Source organism: Streptomyces sp. NP-1717, from assembly GCF_022695985.1.
Classification (GTDB): Bacteria; Actinomycetota; Actinomycetes; order Streptomycetales; family Streptomycetaceae; genus Streptomyces.
Genome location: NZ_JAAPBF010000117.1, coordinates 1 through 21,620, shown reverse-complemented (window position 1 = coordinate 21,620; position 21,620 = coordinate 1). Strand labels below are relative to the sequence as shown.

15 protein-coding genes are annotated in these 21,620 nt (G+C 72.2%); 4 read left to right on the top strand and 11 right to left on the bottom strand.

Translation table 11 applies throughout. The features are described from left to right. Positions 1-1,117: radical SAM family heme chaperone HemW (gene hemW, locus GXP76_RS22105; RefSeq protein WP_242573313.1), on the bottom strand; the 1,117-nt coding region annotated here is incomplete at its 3' end. 40 nt (positions 1,118-1,157) lie between these two features. Further along, entirely contained in the window at positions 1,158-3,308 is a 2,151-nt protein-coding gene (locus GXP76_RS22100) for a SpoIIE family protein phosphatase (RefSeq protein WP_242573314.1), read from the bottom strand. 253 nt (positions 3,309-3,561) lie between these two features. On the opposite strand from GXP76_RS22100, the gene GXP76_RS22095 reads away from it, so the two are divergent. After that, complete coding sequence (locus tag GXP76_RS22095) at positions 3,562-4,242, top strand: two-component system response regulator (RefSeq protein WP_242573312.1); 681 nt, start codon at positions 3,562-3,564, stop codon at positions 4,240-4,242. Positions 4,243-4,293: 51 nt separating this feature from the next. On the opposite strand, the gene GXP76_RS22090 is transcribed toward GXP76_RS22095, so the two are convergent. Further along, positions 4,294-6,183, bottom strand: a complete 1,890-nt coding sequence (locus GXP76_RS22090) for a long-chain fatty acid--CoA ligase (protein WP_242573311.1) — start codon at positions 6,181-6,183, stop codon at positions 4,294-4,296. Between the two features lie 266 nt (positions 6,184-6,449). Further along, positions 6,450-8,315: a translation elongation factor 4 gene (lepA, locus tag GXP76_RS22085; protein WP_242573310.1), complete on the bottom strand. Its 1,866-nt coding sequence runs from the start codon at positions 8,313-8,315 to the stop codon at positions 6,450-6,452. A gap of 201 nt (positions 8,316-8,516) precedes the next feature. Between lepA and rpsT the strand changes: the two genes are divergently transcribed. Next, positions 8,517-8,783, top strand: coding sequence for a 30S ribosomal protein S20 (rpsT, locus tag GXP76_RS22080; RefSeq protein WP_078077403.1), 267 nt, complete (start codon positions 8,517-8,519; stop codon positions 8,781-8,783). A 188-nt stretch (positions 8,784-8,971) separates the two neighbouring features. Here rpsT and holA read toward each other — a convergent pair whose 3' ends face one another. Beyond that, on the bottom strand, positions 8,972-9,958 hold the full coding sequence (gene holA / locus GXP76_RS22075; protein WP_242573309.1) for a DNA polymerase III subunit delta: 987 nt from the start codon (positions 9,956-9,958) through the stop codon (positions 8,972-8,974). A gap of 55 nt (positions 9,959-10,013) precedes the next feature. On the opposite strand from holA, the gene GXP76_RS22070 reads away from it, so the two are divergent. Next, positions 10,014-10,268 (top strand): hypothetical protein, encoded by a 255-nt coding sequence (locus GXP76_RS22070; protein WP_242573308.1) that lies wholly within the window; start codon positions 10,014-10,016, stop codon positions 10,266-10,268. A 6-nt stretch (positions 10,269-10,274) separates the two neighbouring features. On the opposite strand, the gene GXP76_RS22065 is transcribed toward GXP76_RS22070, so the two are convergent. From GXP76_RS22065 to leuS, 6 genes are all read right to left on the bottom strand, one after another. Beyond that, positions 10,275-11,120, bottom strand: coding sequence for an arylamine N-acetyltransferase (locus tag GXP76_RS22065; RefSeq protein WP_242573307.1), 846 nt, complete (start codon positions 11,118-11,120; stop codon positions 10,275-10,277). A 96-nt stretch (positions 11,121-11,216) separates the two neighbouring features. Then, positions 11,217-13,727 (bottom strand): ComEC/Rec2 family competence protein, encoded by a 2,511-nt coding sequence (locus GXP76_RS22060; protein WP_242573306.1) that lies wholly within the window; start codon positions 13,725-13,727, stop codon positions 11,217-11,219. Further along, positions 13,724-14,827: a ComEA family DNA-binding protein gene (locus GXP76_RS22055; protein ID WP_242573305.1), complete on the bottom strand. Its 1,104-nt coding sequence runs from the start codon at positions 14,825-14,827 to the stop codon at positions 13,724-13,726. Before GXP76_RS22055 ends, GXP76_RS22060 begins: the two co-directional genes overlap by 4 nt. Before the next feature lie 142 nt (positions 14,828-14,969). Then, positions 14,970-15,815: a DegV family protein gene (locus GXP76_RS22050; protein ID WP_242573304.1), complete on the bottom strand. Its 846-nt coding sequence runs from the start codon at positions 15,813-15,815 to the stop codon at positions 14,970-14,972. Between the two features lie 256 nt (positions 15,816-16,071). Next, positions 16,072-16,887, bottom strand: a complete 816-nt coding sequence (locus tag GXP76_RS22045; protein WP_242573303.1) for a hypothetical protein — start codon at positions 16,885-16,887, stop codon at positions 16,072-16,074. Positions 16,888-17,141: 254 nt separating this feature from the next. Next, complete coding sequence (gene leuS / locus GXP76_RS22040; RefSeq protein WP_242573302.1) at positions 17,142-20,042, bottom strand: leucine--tRNA ligase; 2,901 nt, start codon at positions 20,040-20,042, stop codon at positions 17,142-17,144. Between the two features lie 485 nt (positions 20,043-20,527). On the opposite strand from leuS, the gene GXP76_RS22035 reads away from it, so the two are divergent. Next, a partial coding sequence (locus GXP76_RS22035) for a hypothetical protein (RefSeq protein WP_374362042.1) occupies positions 20,528-21,620 on the top strand: 1,093 nt, incomplete at its 3' end.

The following is a 21,620-nucleotide window of genomic DNA, read 5'->3' as shown; positions in this document are numbered from 1 at the left end:
CGTCCGCCGCCAGCCCGGCAGGCCGCAGCAGTGACAGCTCCACGCCGTCCGACAGCCGCAGTTCCAGCAGGATCCGCTCGACGCGCCGGTCCTCCTCCGTGAGGACCTCCCGGCCCGCGCCCGGCGACCGCCCCTGAGCGAGCGCCGCCGCGTACGCGCCGGGGTGCTTCACGTTCCACCACCGGACCCCGCCGACATGGCTGTGCGCGCCCGGCCCCGCGCCCCACCAGTCCGCGCCGCGCCAGTACAGCTCGTTGTGCAGGCAGCGCCCGGCGTCGTCGGTGGCCCAGTTGGACACCTCGTACCAGGAGAACCCCGCAGCCGCCAGCGTCTCGTCCGCGATCAGATAGCGGTCGGCGTGCTCGTCGTCGTCGGTCATGGGGACCTCGCCGCGCCGGATGCGCCGGGCGAGCCCCGTGCCCTCCTCGACGATCAGCGCGTACGCCGAGATGTGGTCGGGCCCGGCGCCCACCGCCGCCGCGAGCGAGGCGCGCCAGTCGTCGTCGCTCTCGCCGGGGGTGCCGTAGATCAGGTCGAGGTTCACATGGTCGAACCCGGCCGCCCGGGCCTCGGCCACGCACGCCTCGGGCCGTCCGGGGGTGTGCGTGCGGTCGAGGACCTTCAGGACGTGCTGCCTGGCGCTCTGCATGCCGAAGGAGATCCGGTTGAAGCCGCCTTCGCGCAGCTCCGCGAGGTACGCCGGGTCGACGGACTCCGGGTTCGCCTCGGTGGTGATCTCGGCGTCGTCGGCGAGGCCGAACTCGTCGCGTACGGCGCCCAGCATCCGTACGAGGTCGGAGGCGGCCAGCAGCGTGGGCGTACCGCCGCCGACGAAGACCGTACGGACGGGCCTGGGGTCGTCGCCGAGCACCTTCCGGGCGAGCCGGACCTCGTCGGTCAGGGTGTCGGCGTAGTTGTCGCGGGAGGCCAGCACGCCGCCCGAGCCGCGCAGCTCGGTCGCCGTGTAGGTGTTGAAGTCGCAGTAGCCGCAGCGGGTGGCGCAGTACGGCACGTGCAGGTAGAACCCGAGCGGCCGGTCCGCCGCGCCCTGGAGGGCGTGCGGGGGCAGCGCGCCGGACTCGGGCATGGGGTCACCGTCGGGCAGGGCGGAAGGCATGCCCCCAGTGTCCCGCACGGCGCGGGTGCGCCGGCCCGCCCTACACCGCGCGCAGCACCAGCATGGCCAGGTCGTCCGAGGGCGGGCTCGGGTCGAAGTCGTGCACGGCGCGCCTGATCCGCTCGGCGACGCCCTGCGCGCTCAGTCCCGTGCACCCCGCCAGGATCGTGGTGAGGCCGTCCTCGTCGTCCAGGAGCCGCCGCCCCGAGCGGCGCTCGGTGACACCGTCGGTGACGCACAGGAGCGTGTCCCCCGACTCCAGGTCGAAGCTGAGACTCTCGTAGGCGACGTTCTCGTCGACCCCGAGGAGCAGCTGCGGCTCGGCAGCGGCCCGTACCGTCCCGTCGGGCTTCAGCAGCAGCGGCAGGGGGTGGCCGGCGCTCGCGAGGGTGCAGCGGGCGCCGGCGCCGGGCAGCGGCTCCAGCTGGCCGTAGAGCAGGGACAGGAAGCGGGACTGGCCGCCGTCGGCGAGCCCGCCGCCCCGGCCGTCGTCGAGGCTCTTGCCGATGTCGCGGATGTCACCGATCGGGCCCAGGTCGCTGAGGCCGGGCATACCGCTCTCACCGCCGGAGAGATCCTGGCCGCCGGCGACGGCGACCATGAGCGCGGCGGCCTCGGCGGCTTCCATCGCGTCGTCCAGCAGGAGCCGGTTGAGCCGGTCGAGGACTTCGCCGACGCCGTACCCCTCGCGGGCGAGGAGCCGCAGCCAGGGCCGGGCCAGGCCGGTGACGACGGCGGCCTCGGGGCCGCTGCCCTGGACGTCGCCGAGCATGAAGCACCAGCGTCCGCCGGGCGGCGCGGGAAAGACGTCGTAGAAGTCGCCGCCGACCACGCCGTCGTCGGCGGGCTCGTACACGAGGTGGCTCTCGACGCCCGGGATCCGGGCGACCTGGCTGGGCAGCAGACCGCGCTGGAGGATCCGGCTGATGGTGGCCTGCCGGGTGTAGCGGCGGGCGGCGCCGATCGCGAGGGCGACCCGGCGGGCGAAGTCCTCGATGAGCGCGGTCACTTCGTCGGGCATCCGGGCGAGCCGCCGCCGTCCTAGGACGAGGGTGCCGAGCGGGCGGTCGCCCGCGACGAGCCGGCAGGAGACGGCCGCGCCGTCGTGGGCGCCGGTCTGGCCCGAGCCGGGCCAGGGGACGGGTACAGGAACGTTCCGCCCGGGGCCCGAGCCCGTTCCGTCCTGGGCGTGCGGGGAGTCGAGCAGCCTGGGCGGTTCCTTCTCCAGGAGGGCGCGCAGCAACTCGATGCGGGACTCGTCGGCGTGCCAGACGCGGGCGAGTCGCGGTGCGGCGCCCGCCCTGCCGTGGCCTTCGCCCTCGCCGTCGAGCCAGATCGCGCACCAGTCGGCGATACGGGGGACGAGCAGCTGTCCGGCGAGCGCGGCGACCAGGTCCTCGTCCAGCTGTCCGGCCAGCAGGTCGGAGGCTTCGGCGAGGAAGGAGAGGGCGCCCCGGCTGATCCAGTCCGGGTCCTCGCGCGCCGTTCCGCGCGGTGCGGGGGCGATGATCTCGGCGGCGCGCAGACCGCGCCGGAGAGCGGGTTCGCCGACGACCCCGTTGACCGCCACGGCTCCGTCGGCGCCGCTGCCCGCCTGTTCTTCGGCGGCCGGCCCGGAGAGCGGGAGGCGGGCCCAGACGGTCTTGAGGCCGGTGCGGTAGGTGATGCCCCAGCGTTCCGTGAGGGCTGCGATGAGCTGGAGGCCCCGGCCGTACTCGGGGGAGCCGTCGCTCGCCGGGCCGTGCGCGTCGCTGCGTACGGAGCGGGCGGGGTGGTGGTCGGACACCTCGACGACGAGCGCGGCGGGCGCCCGCTCGGCGGCCGTGTCGTCGCCGGACCCGGCCCCCGGTAGGTCGCCGGGTCTCTCGCCGTCCGGCTCCGGCGGTGCTTCGAGGCGGCAGAGCAGCTCCACGTTGGTGCCCGCGTGCACGACGGCGTTGGTGACGAGTTCGTCGACGATCAGCACCGCGTCGTCGGCCAGCACGTCGGTGCTGTGCCCGCCCGGCGGGCACGCCTCGTCGCCCTGGCACAGGGCACAGGTCGTGAGCAGCCCGAGGCTGGTCCACTCGGCGAGCGCCGCGCGCACGAAACGGCGCGCGGCGGACGGGGCGAGCGGGTTCCCCGGCAGGCTCGTGCGTGCCGTGCGTCGCTCGTCGTTCCGGAACGCCCGGCTCCGAGCCGGATTCAGCACTTCCGGATCGTCCACGTTCCAACGGTCCCCTATAGGCCCCACGTGCGGCTCCTGGTTGTTTCTCTCGTTGCGCCGCTTACCACCCCGACAGAGTGACAGACTGAGCGTGCCCATAAGCGTCGAGTCATCGAAAATGGGCGAAGAAGTGAACGAAGAACGAGCTCAGGCGCCACTTGACGGCCGCCGCACCCTCGGATCACCACTCACCCGGATTCCCCGCACCCGGCCATCACGCACTCGGACGCCACCCACGATGAGCAACCCGATACCCACCGAACCGCCCTCCGACACACCGGTCACCGACCGCGCGGGCATCCTTCTCGTCGACGACATGGAGGAGAATCTTCTCGCGCTGGAAGCGGTGCTGGCATCGCTCAACGTGCCGCTGGTACGGGCCCGTTCGGGCGAGGAGGCGATCCGGGCCCTGCGCCGGGAGCGGTTCGCCCTGGTCCTGCTGGACGTCCGGATGCCGGGCATGGACGGTTTCGACACCGCCGCCGGCATCAAGCGCCTCGATCAGGCCAAGGACGTCCCGATCATCTTTCTGACCGGGAGCGATCCCGACAGCGGCTTCACGTTCCGCGGCTACGCGACAGGTGCCGCCGACTTCATCCCGAAGCCGTTCGACCCGTGGGTGCTGCGCGCCAAGGCGACCGTCTTCCTCGAACTGCACCGCAAGAACCGCCAGTTGGAGGCCCTGCTCGCCCGGGATCACGTACAGCTCGCGGAAATGGCGCACCGGCTCTCCGCGATCGGGTCCATGCTCGGCGAGCCCGGCGACGGCGGCGCCGGTGCGGACGACGGTGACGCAGAGGGTGCCGGTGACGCGAACACCTTGCGCGGCCCCGGCGAGTTGGCGGCGCTGCGCGCTCATGTGGCCGGGCTGGAGAACATACTGCGGGAATTACGACGCGGACGGAGCCCTCAGCCGTAGTTCCCGGCCGACAGCCCCGCCCGCGTACTCATGTACGACGCGTAGACGCCTCTACGCCTCCCGTGCTCCCGCGTACATCTCGTCCAGCAGGTGCTTGTACTCCCGCTCCACGACGGGCCGCTTGAGCTTCAGGCTCGGTGTCAGCTCGCCGTGCTCGATGTCCAGGTCGCGCGGCAGCAGCCGGAACTTCCTGATCGTCTGCCAGCGCTGAAGCCCCTCGTTGAGCTCCTTCACATAGCCCTCGACGAGTTCCTGGGTCCGCGGTGAGGCGACGATGTCGGCGTACGAGGCGCCCTCCATGCCGTTCTCCGCGGCCCAGCCGAGCAGGGCGGCCTCGTCCAGCGAGATGAGCGCGGTGCAGAAGTTCCGGTCGGCGCCGTGCACCAGGATGTTGGAGACGTACGGGCACACCGCCTTGAACTGGCCCTCGACCTCGGCCGGCGCGATGTACTTGCCGCCGGAGGTCTTGATCAGGTCCTTCTTGCGGTCGGTGATCCGCAGATAGCCGTCGACCGACAGCTCGCCGATGTCGCCGGTGTGGAACCAGCCGTCGGATTCGAGGACTTCGGCGGTCTTCTCGGGCAGCCCGTGGTAGCCGTCCATGATGCCGGGGCCGCGCAGCATGATCTCGCCGTCGTCGGCGATGCGGACCTCGGTGCCGGGCAGCGGCTTGCCGACCGTGCCGGTGCGGTAGGCCTCGCCCGGGTTGACGAAGCTCGCGGCGCTCGACTCCGTCAGGCCGTAGCCCTCCAGGATGTGGATCCCGGCGCCGGCGAAGAAGAAGCCGATGTCGGGCGCGAGCGCGGCGGATCCGGAGATCGCGGCGCGCAGCCGGCCGCCGAACGCCTCGCGGAGCTTGGCGAAGACGAGCTTGTCGGCGACGGTGTGCTTGGCGCCGAGGGCGAAGGGCACCGAAGCGGTGCCGGTGTGGCGGAAGTTGTCCTGGCTGACCTTGGCGTACTCGCGCGAGACACCGGCGGCCCACTGGAAGATCTTGTACTTGGCGGAGCCGCCCGCGCGCGCCTTGGCCGCGACCCCGTTGTAGACCTTCTCGAAGATGCGCGGCACGGCGGCCATGTAGGTGGGCCGCACCACCGGCAGATTCTCGATGATCTTGTCGACCCGCCCGTCGACGGCGGTGACGTGGCCGACCTCGATCTGGCCGGAGGTGAGCACCTTGCCGAAGACGTGCGCGAGCGGCAGCCAGAGGTACTGCACGTCGTCCTTGGTGATGAGCCCGGTGGCCGCGATGGCCTTCGCCATGTACGACCAGTTGTCGTGCGGCAGCCGCACACCCTTGGGGCGGCCGGTGGTGCCCGAGGTGTAGATGAGGGTGGCGAGCTGTTCGGCCCTGATCGCGCCGACCCGCTCCTTGACGACCCCGGGGTGCTCCTGGAGGTATCTCGTCCCGCGCTCCTCCAGCTCGGCGAGCGAGAGCACCCAGCCGTCCGGGTCGCCCTCGGCGGACTTCGCGTCAGCCGTCTCCATCACCACGACGTGCGCGAGGTTCGGCAGCTCGGCCCGGCGCTCGCGCGCCTTGGCGAGCTGGGCGGCGTCCTCGGCGATCAGGACGCGGCTGTCGGAGTCGGCGAGGATGTACGCGCACTCCTCGGCGTTCGTCGAGGGGTAGACCGTGGTGGTCGCGGCGCCCGCGCACATCACCCCGAGGTCGGCGAGGATCCACTCGACCCGGGTGGCGGCGGCGAGCGCGACGCGCTCCTCGGCCCGTACGCCGAGCGCGATCAGACCGGCCGCCATCGCGTACACGCGGACCGCCGCCTGGCCCCAGCTCAGGGACTTCCAGTCGTCGGGGCCCTGGCCCGAGGCGGGAGATACGGGATAGCGGTAGGCCTCGGCGTCCGGCGTGGCCGCCACGCGCTCAACGAAAAGGCCCGCCACCGACGGCGGCCTGTTCTCGATCAAGGTCTTGGTGTCGCTCACGACGTCCTCCGGGCCCCGCAAAGCTTGCGCGACTGGTTTGTTGTTTAACTGGTGAGTAACCATCGAGCAGTGATCAGACTAGAGCGCGCCCGCCCGGTGCGTAAGAGGACGCGTGCAGTCGCTTCATAACGAACCGGACCCGTGAACGCCGGTCGGGCCCGGGCGCCTGAGCGCACGGGCCCGACCGGCCCTACTCACGAGTCACTTCCCGGTCATCGCTTCCCGGTGGTCTCGTCCCGGTCACCGCCGACGGGGTACGGCCTCGGTCACTTCTTCTTGCCCGACGACTCGTCGCTGGAGAGCACCGCGATGAACGCCTCCTGCGGGACCTCCACACTGCCGACCATCTTCATCCGCTTCTTGCCCTCCTTCTGCTTCTCCAGCAGCTTGCGCTTCCGGGAGATGTCACCGCCGTAGCACTTGGCGAGGACGTCCTTGCGGATGGCGCGGATCGTCTCGCGGGCGATGACCCGGGAGCCGATGGCCGCCTGGATGGGCACCTCGAATGCCTGGCGCGGGATGAGTTCCCTGAGCTTGGCGACGAGCCGTACGCCGTACGCGTACGCCTGGTCCCGGTGCGTGATGGCGGAGAAGGCGTCGACCTTGTCGCCGTGCAGCAGGATGTCGACCTTGACGAGCTGGGCACTCTGCTCGCCGGTGGGCTCGTAGTCCAGCGACGCGTAACCGCGGGTCTTGGACTTCAGCTGGTCGAAGAAGTCGAAGACGATCTCGGCGAGCGGGAGGGTGTAGCGGATCTCGACCCGGTCGGCGGAGAGGTAGTCCATGCCGAGGAGCGTGCCGCGGCGGGTCTGGCACAGCTCCATGATCGAGCCGATGAACTCGCTGGGCGCCAGGATCGTGGCCCGGACGACGGGCTCGTGCACCGAGTCGATCTTCCCCTCGGGGAACTCGCTCGGGTTGGTGACGGTGTGCTCCTTGCCGTCCTCCATCTCCACCCGGTAGACCACGTTCGGCGCGGTCGCGATCAGGTCGAGGTTGAACTCACGCTCCAGCCGCTCCCGGATCACGTCGAGGTGCAGCAGCCCGAGGAAGCCGACGCGGAAGCCGAAGCCGAGGGCCGCGGAGGTCTCCGGCTCGTACACCAGCGCCGCGTCGTTGAGCTGGAGCTTGTCGAGGGCGTCGCGCAGTTCGGGGTAGTCCGAGCCGTCCAGCGGATAGAGGCCGGAGAACACCATCGGCTTGGGGTCCTTGTAGCCGCCCAGCGGCTCGGTCGCGCCCTTGCTGAACGAGGTGATCGTGTCACCGACCTTGGACTGCCGGACGTCCTTCACCCCGGTGATGAGATAGCCGACCTCGCCGACGCCGAGGCCGTCCGCCGGGGTCATCTCGGGCGAGGAGACGCCGATCTCCAGCAGTTCGTGGGTGGCGCCGGTGGACATCATCCGGATGCGCTCGCGCTTGTTGAGCTGGCCGTCGATGACACGGACGTACGTGACGACGCCCCGGTAGGAGTCGTACACCGAGTCGAAGATCATCGCGCGCGCCGGGGCGTCCGCGACGCCGACCGGCGGGGGCACGTCCTTGACGACCCGGTCGAGCAGCACGTCCACGCCGACACCGGTCTTGGCGGAGACCTTCAGGACGTCCTCGGGCTGGCAGCCGATCAGATTCGCCAGTTCCTCGGAGAACTTCTCGGGCTGCGCGGCCGGCAGGTCGATCTTGTTGAGCACCGGAACGATGGTGAGGTCGTTCTCCATCGCCAGATAGAGGTTGGCGAGGGTCTGCGCCTCGATGCCCTGGGCGGCGTCCACCAGCAGGATCGTGCCCTCGCAGGCGGCGAGCGAGCGGGACACCTCGTAGGTGAAGTCCACGTGGCCCGGAGTGTCGATCATGTTCAGGACATGGGTCGTGCCCTGGTCCGGACCCTCGTTGGGGGCCCACGGCAGCCGGACCGCCTGGGACTTGATCGTGATGCCGCGCTCGCGCTCGATGTCCATCCGGTCGAGATACTGAGCGCGCATCTGCCGCTGGTCGACCACGCCGGTCAGCTGGAGCATCCGGTCGGCGAGCGTCGACTTGCCGTGGTCGATGTGCGCGATGATGCAGAAATTACGGAGCAGCGCCGGGTCCGTACGGCTCGGCTCGGGCACGTTGGTAGGGGTCGCGGGCACGCAGGGTCCTGATTCTTGAGACGCGCGGCGTCTCGTCTCGGGTCGACATCGGATCGATACGTAGGCTCCATCGTCCCACGGGTACGGGGCTGCGCCCGGTTTGGGCCGGTCGGACGGTGACTGGTAGCGTGGGCGGCTGTGTCTGCTGCTGTCTCGGCACGGGCGCTCATTCAAAGATCATCGAACCTGAAAAGGCATTTCGTGGCGAACATCAAGTCCCAGATCAAGCGGAACAAGACCAACGAGAAGGCGCGCCTGCGCAACAAGGCCGTCAAGTCGTCGCTCAAGACCGCGATCCGCAAGGCCCGCGAGGCTGTCGTCGCCGGTGACGTCGAGGCGGCCAACGTGGCCGTCCGCGAGGCGTCGCGCAAGCTCGACAAGGCCGCCTCGAAGGGTGTCATCCACAAGAACGCCGCCGCCAACAAGAAGTCGGCGCTGGCGTCGAAGGTTGCCGCCCTGCAGGGCTGAGCGCTGTCTGCTCACTCTTGATTCCAACCGCCGGAACGGACTCAGCGGGCCCTCTCTACCGCTCCTGACCGGTGTCTTCGGATCCGTGCACGACTGCGTTCGCCACGCGGGTGCGGATCCGGCCAGGTTTGACGACGAAGGCCCCGGTACGGCGTACCGGGGCCTTCGGCATGGTGACGGGGCAGCCCTCAGCGGCCGGCGCGGGCCGCGCGGGCGATGGTGACGACCGCCTTCTCCAGCGCGTACTCGGGGTCGGCGCCGCCGCCCTTGACGCCTTCGTCGGCCTCCGCGACCGCGCGCAGCGCCGTCGCCACCGCGTCCGGGGTCCAGCCCCGCATCTGCTGGCGCACCCTGTCGATCTTCCACGGCGGCATGCCCAGCTCACGGGCGAGGTCCGCGGGCCGGCCGCCGCGCGCCGACGACAGCTTGCCGATGGCGCGCACGCCCTGCGCGAGCGCGCTGGTGATCAGTACGGGCGCGACACCGGTCGACAGCGACCAGCGCAGCGCTTCGAGCGCGTCGGCCGCGCGGCCCTCCACGGCCCGGTCGGCGACGGTGAAGCTGGAGGCCTCGGCACGGCCCGTGTAGTAGCGGGCGACGACGGCGTCGTCGATCGGGCCCTCGACGTCGGCGACGAGCTGGGACACCGCGCTCGCCAGCTCCCGCAGATCGCTGCCGATCGAGTCGACCAGCGCCTGGCAGGCCTCGGGCGTGGCCGAGCGTCCCAGCGCGCGGAACTCCGACCGTACGAAGCCCAGCCGTTCGGCGGGCTTGGTCGTCTTCGCGCAGAGCACCTCACGGGCGCCGGCCTTGCGGGCAGCTTCCAGCAGCGCCTTGCCCTTGGGCCCGCCCGCGTGCAGCAGGACGAGGGTGATCTCCTCGGCCGGTGCGTCGAGGTACGCCTTGACGTCCTTGATCGTGTCCGCCGAGAGGTCGTGCGCGTTCCGTACGACGACGACCTTGCGCTCCGCGAACAGCGACGGGCTCGTCAGCTCGGCGAGGGTGCCCGGCTGGAGCTGGTCGGAGGGGAGGTCGCGCACGTCCGTGTCCGGGTCGGCGGCGCGGGCCGCCGCCACGACCTGCTGGACGGCACGGTCCAGCAGCAGGTCCTCCTGGCCCACGGCGAGCGTGAGAGGGGCGAGCGGATCGTCTGGGGAAGTCTTCCTGGTGGCCATCGCGGTCCAGCATCCCACGGCCCACCGACAGCACCGCGTACGGGAGAATGACCGGGTGAGCGATGTTCGACATGTACTGGTGCTGCCCGACCGCGACGCCGCCGAGGAGGTCGCGGGCGAACTCGCCGACCGCTTCGGCGTGCTGGAGGAGCCCCAGCTCGTACGGGACGCCCTGGCCGGCGAGGACGACGCCGAGGACGCGCAGTGGCTGGTCGTGATCGAGGACGCGGGATCCCGCCTCGACCCCACGGCGCTGGACGCCTTCGCGGCCGAGTACGAGGGGTGGCTCGAAGCCCCGGCCGAGGGGTGAGTCCCCTCAACCGCAGGTGCCCGACGTCCAACTGCGTCCCTCTCTCCTGCCTACGGTCCCGACCCGGGGGACCTGGTCCAGGTCCAGTCCGAAGTGGTCCCGGTAGGCGGCGAGGATCTCGGCGTCGCCCTCCAGCGGCCGCTCGTTCCGGTCGCTGCCCACGGTGGTGATGAGGGTGCTGCCCGTGAGCGTGATCCGGCCGTCGTCGGTGTTCCGGGAGCAGACCAGTGACCGGGTGAAATGGGAGTCCGGCGAGGTCCGGTGGTACCAGGCCCCGGCGGTGAAGTCGGCCAGCGCGCGCGGCCGTCGGTCGACCCGGAACTGGGGCCTGCCGTCCCGTACGACGTCGAGGTCCCCGTCCGGGCCCGGCACGATCCGGAAGGTGCCGGCGGGGTCCTCCTGGTCACCGCGCTCGTCGAGGGCCAGCGGATGGGTGCTGTGACTGCCGAAGCCGACATCGGCGAACCACCGGTCCGTGTCGCGCCCCGACCCGGCGGGCGCGGGCGTCTCGACGAGCAGCGTCATGTGGTCGTACGGGATGCCCAGACCCCCGTCCGCCGTGAACACCCGGGCCTGAAGGAGCGTCACCCGGAAGCCGAGCCCACGGAGCAACACCGCGAAGGCGCCGTTGAGTTCGTAGCAGAAACCTCCCCTCCTCCTGTCCACGACCTTGGCTGCCAGCGCCCCCTCCTCAAGGACGATCTCCTCGCCCAGATGCACGGACAGGTTCTCGAACGGCACGGTCCGCAGATGCCGTACCTGAAGATCCCTCAGCGCCGCGGCGTCCGGTACGGCGGGCCGGTCCGCGCCGATGCGGCGCAGATAGTCGGAGATGGTCCGGGAGGTGTCCATGGACTCAGTCTGGCCCGGCTCCCCCCTTCCCACCATGCGTCGTTCGTCGTCGTCCGAACGACCGGTACGGGGCGGCCGGCACGGTCGTCCGCCCGGTCATCCCGGCCCGCGCGCCACGGCCCGCAGCCCCTCCCCCGCGCCGGTCACCGCAACGGCGCCGTCGGTGTCGGTACGCATCACCACCGCTCCCCCGGCCCGCAGCGCACCCACCGTGCGCGGTGACGGATGGCCGTACGGGTTGTCCCTGCCGCAGGAGATCAGGGCCAGCCGGGGCCGCACCGTACGCAGCAGTCCGGGGTCCTGGAACGCCGAACCGTGGTGGGCGACCTTCAGCACGTCCACCGGCGGCAGCGTCGGATGGTCCCTCGACAGGCCCTGCTGGGCGGGCGGTTCGAGGTCGCCGAGCAGCAGCAGGGTCGTACCGCCCGCCGTCCTGACGAACAGGGTGACGCTCGCGTCGTTCGGCCCGCCCGCACCCAGCCCCGGCCCCGCCCTCGGCCACAGCACCCGCCAGTCGAGCGGCCCGACCCGGCGCCGCTCCCCGGGTGTCGCACGCACCAGCGGCACGCCCGCGGCCTCCGCCGTGCGCCGCACGAACGCGCTCTGCTCCCACGGCTCCTGAAGGGGTGTCGTCTGGATGGCACCGACCCTCCTGCCGCGCAGCACCCCGGGCAGCCCGGTGACATGGTCGGCGTGGAAGTGACTGACCACGAGCAGCGGTACGCGGGTGATCCCGAGGTCCCGCAGACAGCGGTCCGCCAGCTTCGGATCGGGTCCGGCGTCCACGACCACACCCGCGCCGTCACCCGCCGCGAGGACCATCGTGTCGCCCTGGCCGACGTCGCACATCGCCAGCGCCCACCCCGGCGGCGGCCAGCCGGTGACCATCCGGGTGAGGGGAGCCGGCCGCAGGATCGCCAGCAGCAGGAGCACCACGCAGCCCGCCGCGACCCAGGGGCCGCGTATCCGCCGTACCGCGCAGACGACGAGGACGGTGATACCCGCCAGCAGCGCCCCGCCCCGCCAGCCGCCGGGCCACTCGGCCTCGGCTCCCGGCAGCGAGGCGCCGGTGCGGGCGACGGAGGCGATCCATTCGACCGGCCAGCCCGCGCACCGGGCCAGCAGTTCGGCCGCCGGCATGGCCACCGGCGCCGTGGCGAGCGCCGCGAACCCGAGCACCGTCGCGGGCGCCACGGCCAGTTCGGCGAACAGGTTGCACGGGACCGCGACGAGACTGACCCGCGCGGCGAACACCGCCACCACCGGTGCGCACACGGCCTGCGCCGACGCGGCCGCCGCCAGTACCTCGGCGAGCCGGGGCGGCACACCGCGCCGCTGCATCGCGGCACTCCAGCGCGGCCCGATGGTGAGCAGCGCCCCCGTGGCGGCCACGGACAGCACGAAGCCGAAACTGCGCGCCAGGGCCGGGTCCCAGAGGACGAGGAGCAGTACGGCGGCGGCCAGCGCCGGGAGCAGCGATCTGCGCCGGCCGGTGCCGATGGCGAGCAGCGTGATCAGCCCGCAGGCCGCCGCCCGCAGCACGCTCGGCTCCGGCCGGCAGACCACCACGAACGCGAGCGTGAGCGCCCCGCCGAACACGGCGGTCGACCGCAGTGAGATCCCCAGACGCGGGGCGAGTCCGCGCCGCTCGGCCCTCAGGGCGAGACCCGGAGGGCCGATGAGCAGGGCGAGGACGATCGTCAGGTTGCTTCCGGAGACGGCGAGCAGATGGGAGAGGTCGGTCGCCGTGAACGCGTCGTGCAGCTCGGGCGGGATACGCGAGGTGTCCCCGACGACCAGTCCGGGCAGCAGGGCCCGGGCGTCCGGCGGGAGCTCTTCCGTCGCCTCCCGCAGCCCCGCGCGCAGGTCTCCCGCCGTGCGCTGCGGGCCGGTCGGCGGGCGTACGACCCGCGGCGGCCCGCTCCCCTCCACCCGTAGCGCCGCCGCGTACCGCACGTCGCCCTCCAGCGGCGGCGCGAGGCGCCCGGCCAGCCTGAGCCCGGTGGACGGCAGCAGCCGCTGCCAGGCCCCGGCGCCGCCTCCGGCCTGGACGAAGACGAGCACAGGTGTACGGAGGGTGGTGACGGCTCCGTCCGTGGCCGTCACGCGTGTGAGGTCGGCGTCCAGGACGAGACCGGCGGCCGAGAGCGAGTCGCCCCGGACCCTCGGCCGGGTGGGACGCGGGTCGGAGGTGACCGTCAGGTCCACGGTGACGCGGGCGTACCGCTCGGCCAGTCCCGGCACCGGGCCCCGGGTCCGGTCGGCGCCGTGCAGCCAGGCGGATCCCGCCCCCGCGGCGGCGCAGAGCAGCACCGCGGCGACCGCGACACCGTTCACCCGCCGCCGCACGTCCCTCGCCCCGGCACCCGCTCTGCGCCCGCGCCGCGCCGGTACGAGAGCCGCCCGCACCAGCAGCACACCCGCCAGGGCCAGCCCGGCCAGCACCGCGCCGGCGGTCCAGTCACCCGGTGCGCCCGTCGCCAGGGCCGCGGCGGCCCAGGCCGCCAGCGCGGGCGGGACCAGCCGCAGATCGGCCGGGCCCTCCTGGCGGGGGTCCGCGGCACCCAGCGGATGCCCCGTCGCGGCGTGTACGGCCGCGCGGGTCACGGCCGTACACGGGGCTCGATGTCGGCGAACCGGCGTTCGCCGATGCCGTTGACCTCGCGCAGCTCGTCGACGGACCGGTAACCGCCGTGCCGGGTGCGGTAGTCGATGATGTGCTGCGCGAGCACCGGGCCGACGCCGGGAAGGGTGTCGAGCTGTTCCACGGTGGCCGTGCTGAGACTCACCGGCGCCCCGCCGGGATCCGCGCCGCCGGTGCCCGGTCCGGCCGCTCCGCCGCCCGGCGCGGCCTGTCCCGGTGGCGCGGGGCCGCCCACGACCACCTGCTCGCCGTCCACCAGTACACGCGCCCGGTTGAGCCCGGTCAGATCGGCGCCCGGCTCGACTCCCCCGGCGGCCCGGAGCGCGTCGGTGACCCGCGACCCGGCGGGCAGCCGGTGGACGCCGGGACTGCGCACCTCGCCGCTGACATCGATCACGACGCGCTTGGCGGAGGACGCGGCGGCAGCGGGTGGAGGTGCTCCCGGCGACGGTTCCGGCTCCCGCGCGGAGCCGGTCGCGGCCACTTCCTCACGGACCGTCTCCGGCGCGCTGACCGGCTGGGGCCTGCCGGACCAGAAGTGCTGGACCGCCAGGACGGCGGCGACCACCAGCACCACCGTCAGCGCCGCCAGGGTCTTCGGTTCGAGCCCGCATCTGAGCTGCACCCACACCGGCAACCGGTCCCGCAGGGCGAGCCATGCCCGCTCCCGCCGCCCGCCCGCCGGCACGGTGCCGCCGGCGGCGGCGCCACCGACCGCCGCCCCGGACGGGGTTGGCGACGCGGCTGGGGCCGGGGCCGGAGACGGGTTCGGAGCCGGTGGTGAAGCCGGGACCGGCGCCGGTGCCGGTGGCGGGCTCGCGCCCAGCGTCGCGGCCGTCCTCACCGCCCCCGCGTCGGCGAGCCCCCCGGCTCCGGGAGCCGTCGCGGCGCCCGACGTGACGGCGAACATGGCATCGGCGCGACGGCGCAGCGCGGCGGTCGCCGGCGTCGTCCCCGCGCGCCGGTGGCGCGGGCGCGGTGCGCAGGACGTACGGCGGGCGCGGCCGTCGGACGTCGAGGATCGACCGGGGCCACTGGTCACGGAGCGTGATCGGAGAGTCATGCGCCAGACGGTAGGCACTCCCGGCCGATCCCGCCGAGGAGGCCGAATTACGGTGGACAACTCACCAGTTGTGGATAACTCGGCCACCCGAACGAGTGCTTCCGCGGCGCGCTCCGGCAGCGCGCTTCCGCCCGCAAGGCCCTCAGCGCGGTGAGACCACAGCCCCGAGCAGCCCCGGCCCGGTGTGCGCCCCGATCACCGCGCCCACCTCGCTCACATGCAGCTCGGCGAGGCCCGGCAACCGCTCCCGCAGCCGGTCGGCGAGCGCGGCGGCCCGTTCGGGCGCCGCGAGATGGTGTACGGCGATGTCGACCTGTCCGGTGCCCGCCCGGTCCGCGACGATCTCCTCGAGGCGCGCGATCGCCTTCGACGCCGTCCGTACCTTCTCCAGCAACTCGATCCGGCCGCCGTCCAGTTGGAGCAACGGCTTCACGGCGAGCGCCGAGCCGAAGAGCGCCTGCGCGGCGCCGATACGGCCGCCGCGCCGCAGGTAGTCGAGCGTGTCGACGTAGAAGTACGCGTACGTCCCTGCGGCCCGCTTCTCGGCCGCCGCCACCGCCTCGTCCAGTGAGCCGTCCGACTCCGCGGTCTCGGCCGCCGCCAGGGCGCAGAAGCCGAGGGCCATCGCCACCATGCCGGTGTCCACGACCCGTACCGGCACGGGCGCCTCGCGTGCGGCGAGGACCGCGGCGTCGTACGTCCCGGAGAACTCCGCCGACAGATGCAGCGAGACGATGCCCGTCGCGCCGGCCTCGGCGGCGGCCCGGTAGGCGGCGGCGAAGACCTCGGGGCTCGGCCGCGAGGTGGTCACGGAGCGCCGTTTCTGCAGCGCGAGTGCGAGCGATCTGGCCGAGATCTCGGTGCCCTCTTCGAGTGCCCGGTCGCCCAGCACCACGGTCAGCGGCACCGCGGTGATGCCATGGCGTTCCATCGCCTGCGGCGGCAGGTAGGCCGTTGAATCGGTGACGATCGCGACATGGCGGGACATGAGCGGGAGGTTACCCGCCGCGACCACCGGTCGGGAGCCCGGCCCCGCCTCGCCGGACGAATTCGAAGAGGTCCCCATCGGCTTCCGCCCTCTTCCCTGCTTCCACGTTCTCGATGTCGGCGGGTCCATACCTCTGACGGCCCGCCACCCGCCATGCGTGTGCCCCGTCCGGACACCCGCAACCACCGCCCGTCGGCGGTGAACTCATCCGGGAGCACCCGGAGCGACTATCGCGGTGCGACTCACACGGCAGCGGTCAGTTCGTCGTCTCCGGCCGCGCCGACTTCTCCTGCCACGGATAGGTCGTCTGCCGGGGGTCCGGCGGATCGATCGCCTGCGGCCTCTCGGCGGCCGGCGGCGGCGCGGGCCATGTCTGGTCCGCGAGTGTGGGCTCCGCGCCCTCCGGTCGCGCCGTACGTCCGCCGGGCTGCCCGGCCTGCTCCGGGGTGGTCGCCTCCGGCTCCGGCCACTCCATGGGCTGCGGCCGTACCGGCCCCGTCCGCGTGTGCGGTCCCGACTCCGGTTCCACCGCGGACCAGTGCCGCAGCGCGCCCGACTCGACGTCGATCTGCTCGCTCAGGAGCGTCAGCTCGTCCTCGGAGAACTTCCGCGCCCGGTCCCTGGCCGCCCAGCGCAGCGAGTCGGCCGACTTCGTGATCCGTTCCGTACGGTCCCGCAGCTCGGGGAGTCGCTGCGAGATCGTCGCCCGGTCCGGGTCCCGCTCCAGCCGCCTCAGCTCGTCGTCCAGCTCCCGCCCGTGCACACTCAGCCGCTGGAAGAGGTTCAGCGACTCCGACAGCGAGGCGTCCTCCGCCTCGTTGGCCCGGAGCGCCTCCTGGGTGGCACGCATGGACGTGCGCAGCGAGAGCCGGAGCTGGGCCAGCTCGGCCGTGACCCCGGTCTGCCCGAGGCTCTTGGCTCTCAGGGTGGTGTCCTCGACGGTCCGGCGGGCCTGCGTGATCGTACGGTCCACACCCCGCTTGGCCGCGCGGACCGCCTTGACGCCCACATACACGCCCAAGGCCACGAAGGCGACAAAGAGCAGCGCCACGATCAAAAGCACGGCCTCCATGGTGGATGCCTCTCCGGTGTCGACGTCGGTACCTCCACCGTAAACGGAACGGGCAGCCTGAGGGTTCCGCCCGAACCCTCAAACTGCCCGTAAGGGAAAGCCCTGTGCCCCACGCCTGGCCCGGCCGGGGCCCGCCCCGGCCTCACGAGAGGCCCGCACGGGCCCCGCGAAGCCCCATAAGACCCGCACGGACCCCGCACCGACCCCGCACAGACCCCGCCCGGGGCCCGTGCGGGCACGACCGCGCGCGACGACTACGCGGGCACGATGTTGACCAGCTTCGGCGCCCGCACGATCACCTTGCGGATGCCCGCGCCGCCCAGCGCCGCGACCACCGCGGCGTCGCCCAGCGCCAGCGCCTCCAGGTCCGCGTCCGAGATCGACGGGGAGACCTCCAGCCTCGCCCTGACCTTGCCCTTGACCTGGACGACGCAGGTGACGGACTCGTCCACCAGATACGCCGGATCGGCGGCCGGGAAGGGCTCGTGCACGACCGAGCCGGTGTGCCCCAGCTTGCGCCACAGCTCCTCGGCGACGTGCGGCGCCAGCGGCGCCACCAGCAGCACCAGCCGCTCCGCGACCGATCGGGCGACCGGCGCGCCCGTCTTGGTCAGATGGTTGTTCAGCTCGGTGATCTTGGCGATGGCGGTGTTGAAGCGCAGCGCGGCCATGTCCTGGCCGACGCCGTCGATCGCCTTGTGCAGGGCGCGCAGCGTCGTCACGTCGATGTCGGCGTCGGGGACGTCGAGCACCGTGACCTCTCCGGTCGCCTCGTCCACGACGTTGCGCCACAGCCGCTGCAGCAGCCGGTACTGGCCCACCACCGCGCGGGTGTCCCACGGCCGTGAGACGTCCAGCGGGCCCATGGCCATCTCGTACAGCCGCAGGGTGTCGGCGCCGTACTCCGCGAAGATCTCGTCCGGAGTGACGGCGTTCTTCAGCGACTTGCCCATCTTGCCCAGCAGCTTGCTGACCTTCTCGCCGCGGTACCAGTGGCCGTCCTCGCGCTCCTCGACCTCGGCCGCCTCGACCGCGATGCCGCGGCTGTCGCGGTAGACGAACGCCTGGATCATGCCCTGGTTGTACAGCTTGTGGAACGGCTCGACCGACGAGACGTGCCCCAGGTCGAACAGCACCTTGGACCAGAAGCGCGCGTACAGCAGGTGCAGTACGGCGTGCTCGGCGCCGCCCACGTACAGGTCGACACCGCCGTGCGGCATGCCCTCGCGGGGGCCCATCCAGTACTGCTCGACGGTGGGGTCGACCAGCTTCTCCGTGTTGTGCGGGTCCAGGTAGCGCAGTTCGTACCAGCACGAACCGGCCCAGTTCGGCATGGTGTTGGTCTCACGGCGGTAGCGCCGTACGCCCTTGCCGTCGCCCAGGTCCAGGTCGACAAAGACCCAGTCCTCGTTGCGCGACAGCGGTGTCTCGGGCCGGGTGTCCGCGTCGTCCGGGTCGAACGTGCGCGGCGAGTAGTCGTCGACCTCGGGCAGCGCCAGCGGCAGCATCGACTCGGGCAGCGCGTGCGCGATGCCGTCCTCGTCGTAGACGACGGGGAAGGGCTCGCCCCAGTAGCGCTGCCGGCTGAACAGCCAGTCGCGCAGCCGGAAGTTGACGGTGCCCTCGCCGATACCCTCGGTGACCAGCCATTCGGTGATCTTCGCCTTGGCGTCGACGACGCCCAGACCGTCCAGGGTGACGGCGGGGGCCGACGAGTTGACGATTGTCGCGTCGTACGCGACGAACGCGTCGTCCCACTGCGCGGGATCGGTGCCCCGGCCGTCCTTCGGCTCCACGACACAGCGCATCGACAGTTCGAAAGCGCGTGCAAACGCAAAGTCACGACTGTCGTGCGCCGGGACCGCCATGATCGCGCCGGTGCCGTATCCCATCAGGACGTAGTCCGCGATGAAGACCGGGATCCGCTCGCCGTTGGCCGGATTGGTGGCATAGCCACCGGTGAAGACGCCCGTCTTGTCCTTGGCCTCGGCCTGCCGCTCGACGTCGGACTTGGCCGCGGCCTGCTTGCGGTACGCGTCGACGGCGTCGGCGGGCGTCGCGTGACCGCCCGTCCACACGTCGTGCGTGCCCTCGGGCCAGGCGGCCGGGACGATCTTCTCGACCAGCTCGTGCTCCGGCGCCAGGACCATGTACGTGGCGCCGAACAGGGTGTCCTGACGGGTCGTGAAGACGGTGATGGCACCGGCGTCGCCCACGGGGAAGTCGACGCGCGCGCCCTCGCTGCGCCCGATCCAGTTGCGCTGCTGCTGCTTGATGGCGTCGGGCCAGTCCAGCGCGTCCAGGTCGTCCAGCAGCCGGTCCGCGTACGCCGTGATGCGCATGTTCCACTGGCGCAGCTTGGACTTGAAGACCGGGAAGTTGCCGCGCTCGGAGCGCCCGTCGGCGGTGACTTCCTCGTTGGCCAGGACGGTGCCGAGCCCCGGGCACCAGTTGACGGGGGCGTCGGAGGCGTAGGCCAGGCGGTAGCCGCCCAGGACGTCGGCGCGCTCGTTCTCGCTCAGCTCGCTCCAGCTCCGGCCGTCCGGCGTCGCGCGCTCGCCGCTCTCGAACCGGGCGACCAGCTCGGTGATCGGGCGGGCCCGGTCGGCCTCGGGGTCGTACCAGGAGTTGAAGATCTGTACGAAGATCCACTGCGTCCAGCGGTAGAAGTCGGGGTCGATCGTGGCGACCGAGCGCCGCTTGTCGTGCCCCAGGCCCAGCCGGCGCAGCTGCCGCGTCATGTTCTCCATGGCGGCCTCGGTCGACACCCGGGGGTGGGTGCCGGTGCTGATCGCGTACTGCTCGGCGGGCAGGCCGAAGGCGTCGAAGCCCAGCGTGTGCAGCACGTTGTACCCGCTCATGCGCTGGTGGCGGGCGTAGACGTCGGTGGCGATGTAGCCGAGTGGGTGTCCGACGTGCAGTCCGGTCCCGGAGGGGTACGGGAACATGTCCATGACGTACTTCTTGGGACGCTCGACGACGGCCGCGTCGCCGGCCAGGTCGCCCACCGGGTTCGGCGCCTCGTAGGTGCCGTCCGTGTCCCAGAAGTCCTGCCAGCGTGCCTCGATGTCGGCCGCCATGGCGGCCGTGTAGCGGTGCGGCGCGGCCGGTGCGGTCGTCTCCGCGCCGGCGGCGGCCGGATTCGTCTCGCTCATGTCCTCTGAAGCTCCATCGATCGTCTCTGCCGCGGGAATGAAAAAACCCCTCGCACAGGAGGGGGCAGCCACGCTGATTCCGACCGGATCCGTCATCCGTCGGTACTGATCAGCGCGGCTCGCTAAGCAGAAGGCGTACGGCACGCATGCGAGCAGGGTACCGCAGCGGACACAGGGCTCGCATGCCGCATTCGTGGCGGTACGGAGAGTACGGCCCGGCGGCGCCGGCGGCGATTCGCGACAGCGACGGGACGTTCGACGGCCATACAGGATCGTTCGAGTCGGGAACAGGCCATTGACCTCTATGTGATTCATCGAACCTTCGGCGCCCGAGTTACCCCGCGTATCGACCCTATCCGGGGCATCCCCAGGGGCAGTTGACGCTCCGTCCGCTCGGTAAACCCGCAAACGGCGTACTGCCCGGTATGGAGCGACTTAGCATGCGGCAACGGGTCCGCTTTGCCGAGCCATTCGGAGTTGCCCCTATGAACTTTCACAAGATCCGTTCATCCCTTCCCCCGAGCCACGGCATGAGCCGCTCGGTCCAGGGAGGGCTGTCGGTCGCCGCGCTCGTCCTCGTCCCGCTCCTCGCCGTCGCGGGGAGTGAGGGATTCCGGGCGATGCTCGACTTCACCACCGGTGTCCTGTCACTGGTGTCCCTGACGGCCGCCGTCGCCTGGGGACTCATGGCCACCGACCGGCTGCTGCTCTCCCCGCGCCACCGGCTGCTCGCCCAGGGCATCCACCGGTTCACGGCGATGGCCTCCCTCGGCTTCCTGCTGCTGCACGCCACGGTGAAGGTCTCGCTCGGGCATGTGGCACTGATCGGCGCCGTGCTGCCCTTCAGCCTCGGGATCACCGGCACGAGCGGCCTCATCGGCCTCGGCTCGCTCGCCGGTCTCCTGATGGTCGTCGCCGCCTCGACGGGCGCGCTGCGCAGTGCCTTCGCCGTCCCGGGCCAGGTCGCCGGCCGCTGGCGCGCGCTGCACATGCTCGCCTACCCGGCCTGGTGCTTCGCCCTGATGCACGGGCTGTACGCGGGACGTGCCGCCGCGACCTGGGTGATGACCCTGTACTGCCTGGCGCTCCTGGGCGTCATCGGCGCCGTCTCCGTACGGCTGCTGCCGCGTCCGGTCCAGCGCCGTATCGCCGACAAGATCCTCCACCTGACCGGAGGCGTACGCGAGATCCCCGAGCCGGAGCAGGCGGAGCGCCGCGACCTGACCCGCGAACCGCTGCCGGGTACGGCGGGCCTGCCGCGGGTGGAGTTCGAGCAGCGGTTCCCACGCCAGCGGTCCGCCTCCGATCCGGCCTCTCCCCCGGCGTCGGCCCTGCCACTCGGTACGCCACTGGGCGCGGCGCGTGTCCCGCCGCGCATCGCCCCGCCGTCGCCTCCTCTTTACGAGGCGGGGCGCCCCGCGGGCGCGGACCCGTTCGCGGACACCTTCGTCCCCGACTCCTTCGCGCCGCCGTCCGCCGCGCCGTACGCCGCCGCCCCGCCGACACCGCCCGCGACTGCCTACCCGGACCCGCTGGCCGACACGTTCGTCGACCCCGGACGCGCCACGGGCGCAGGTC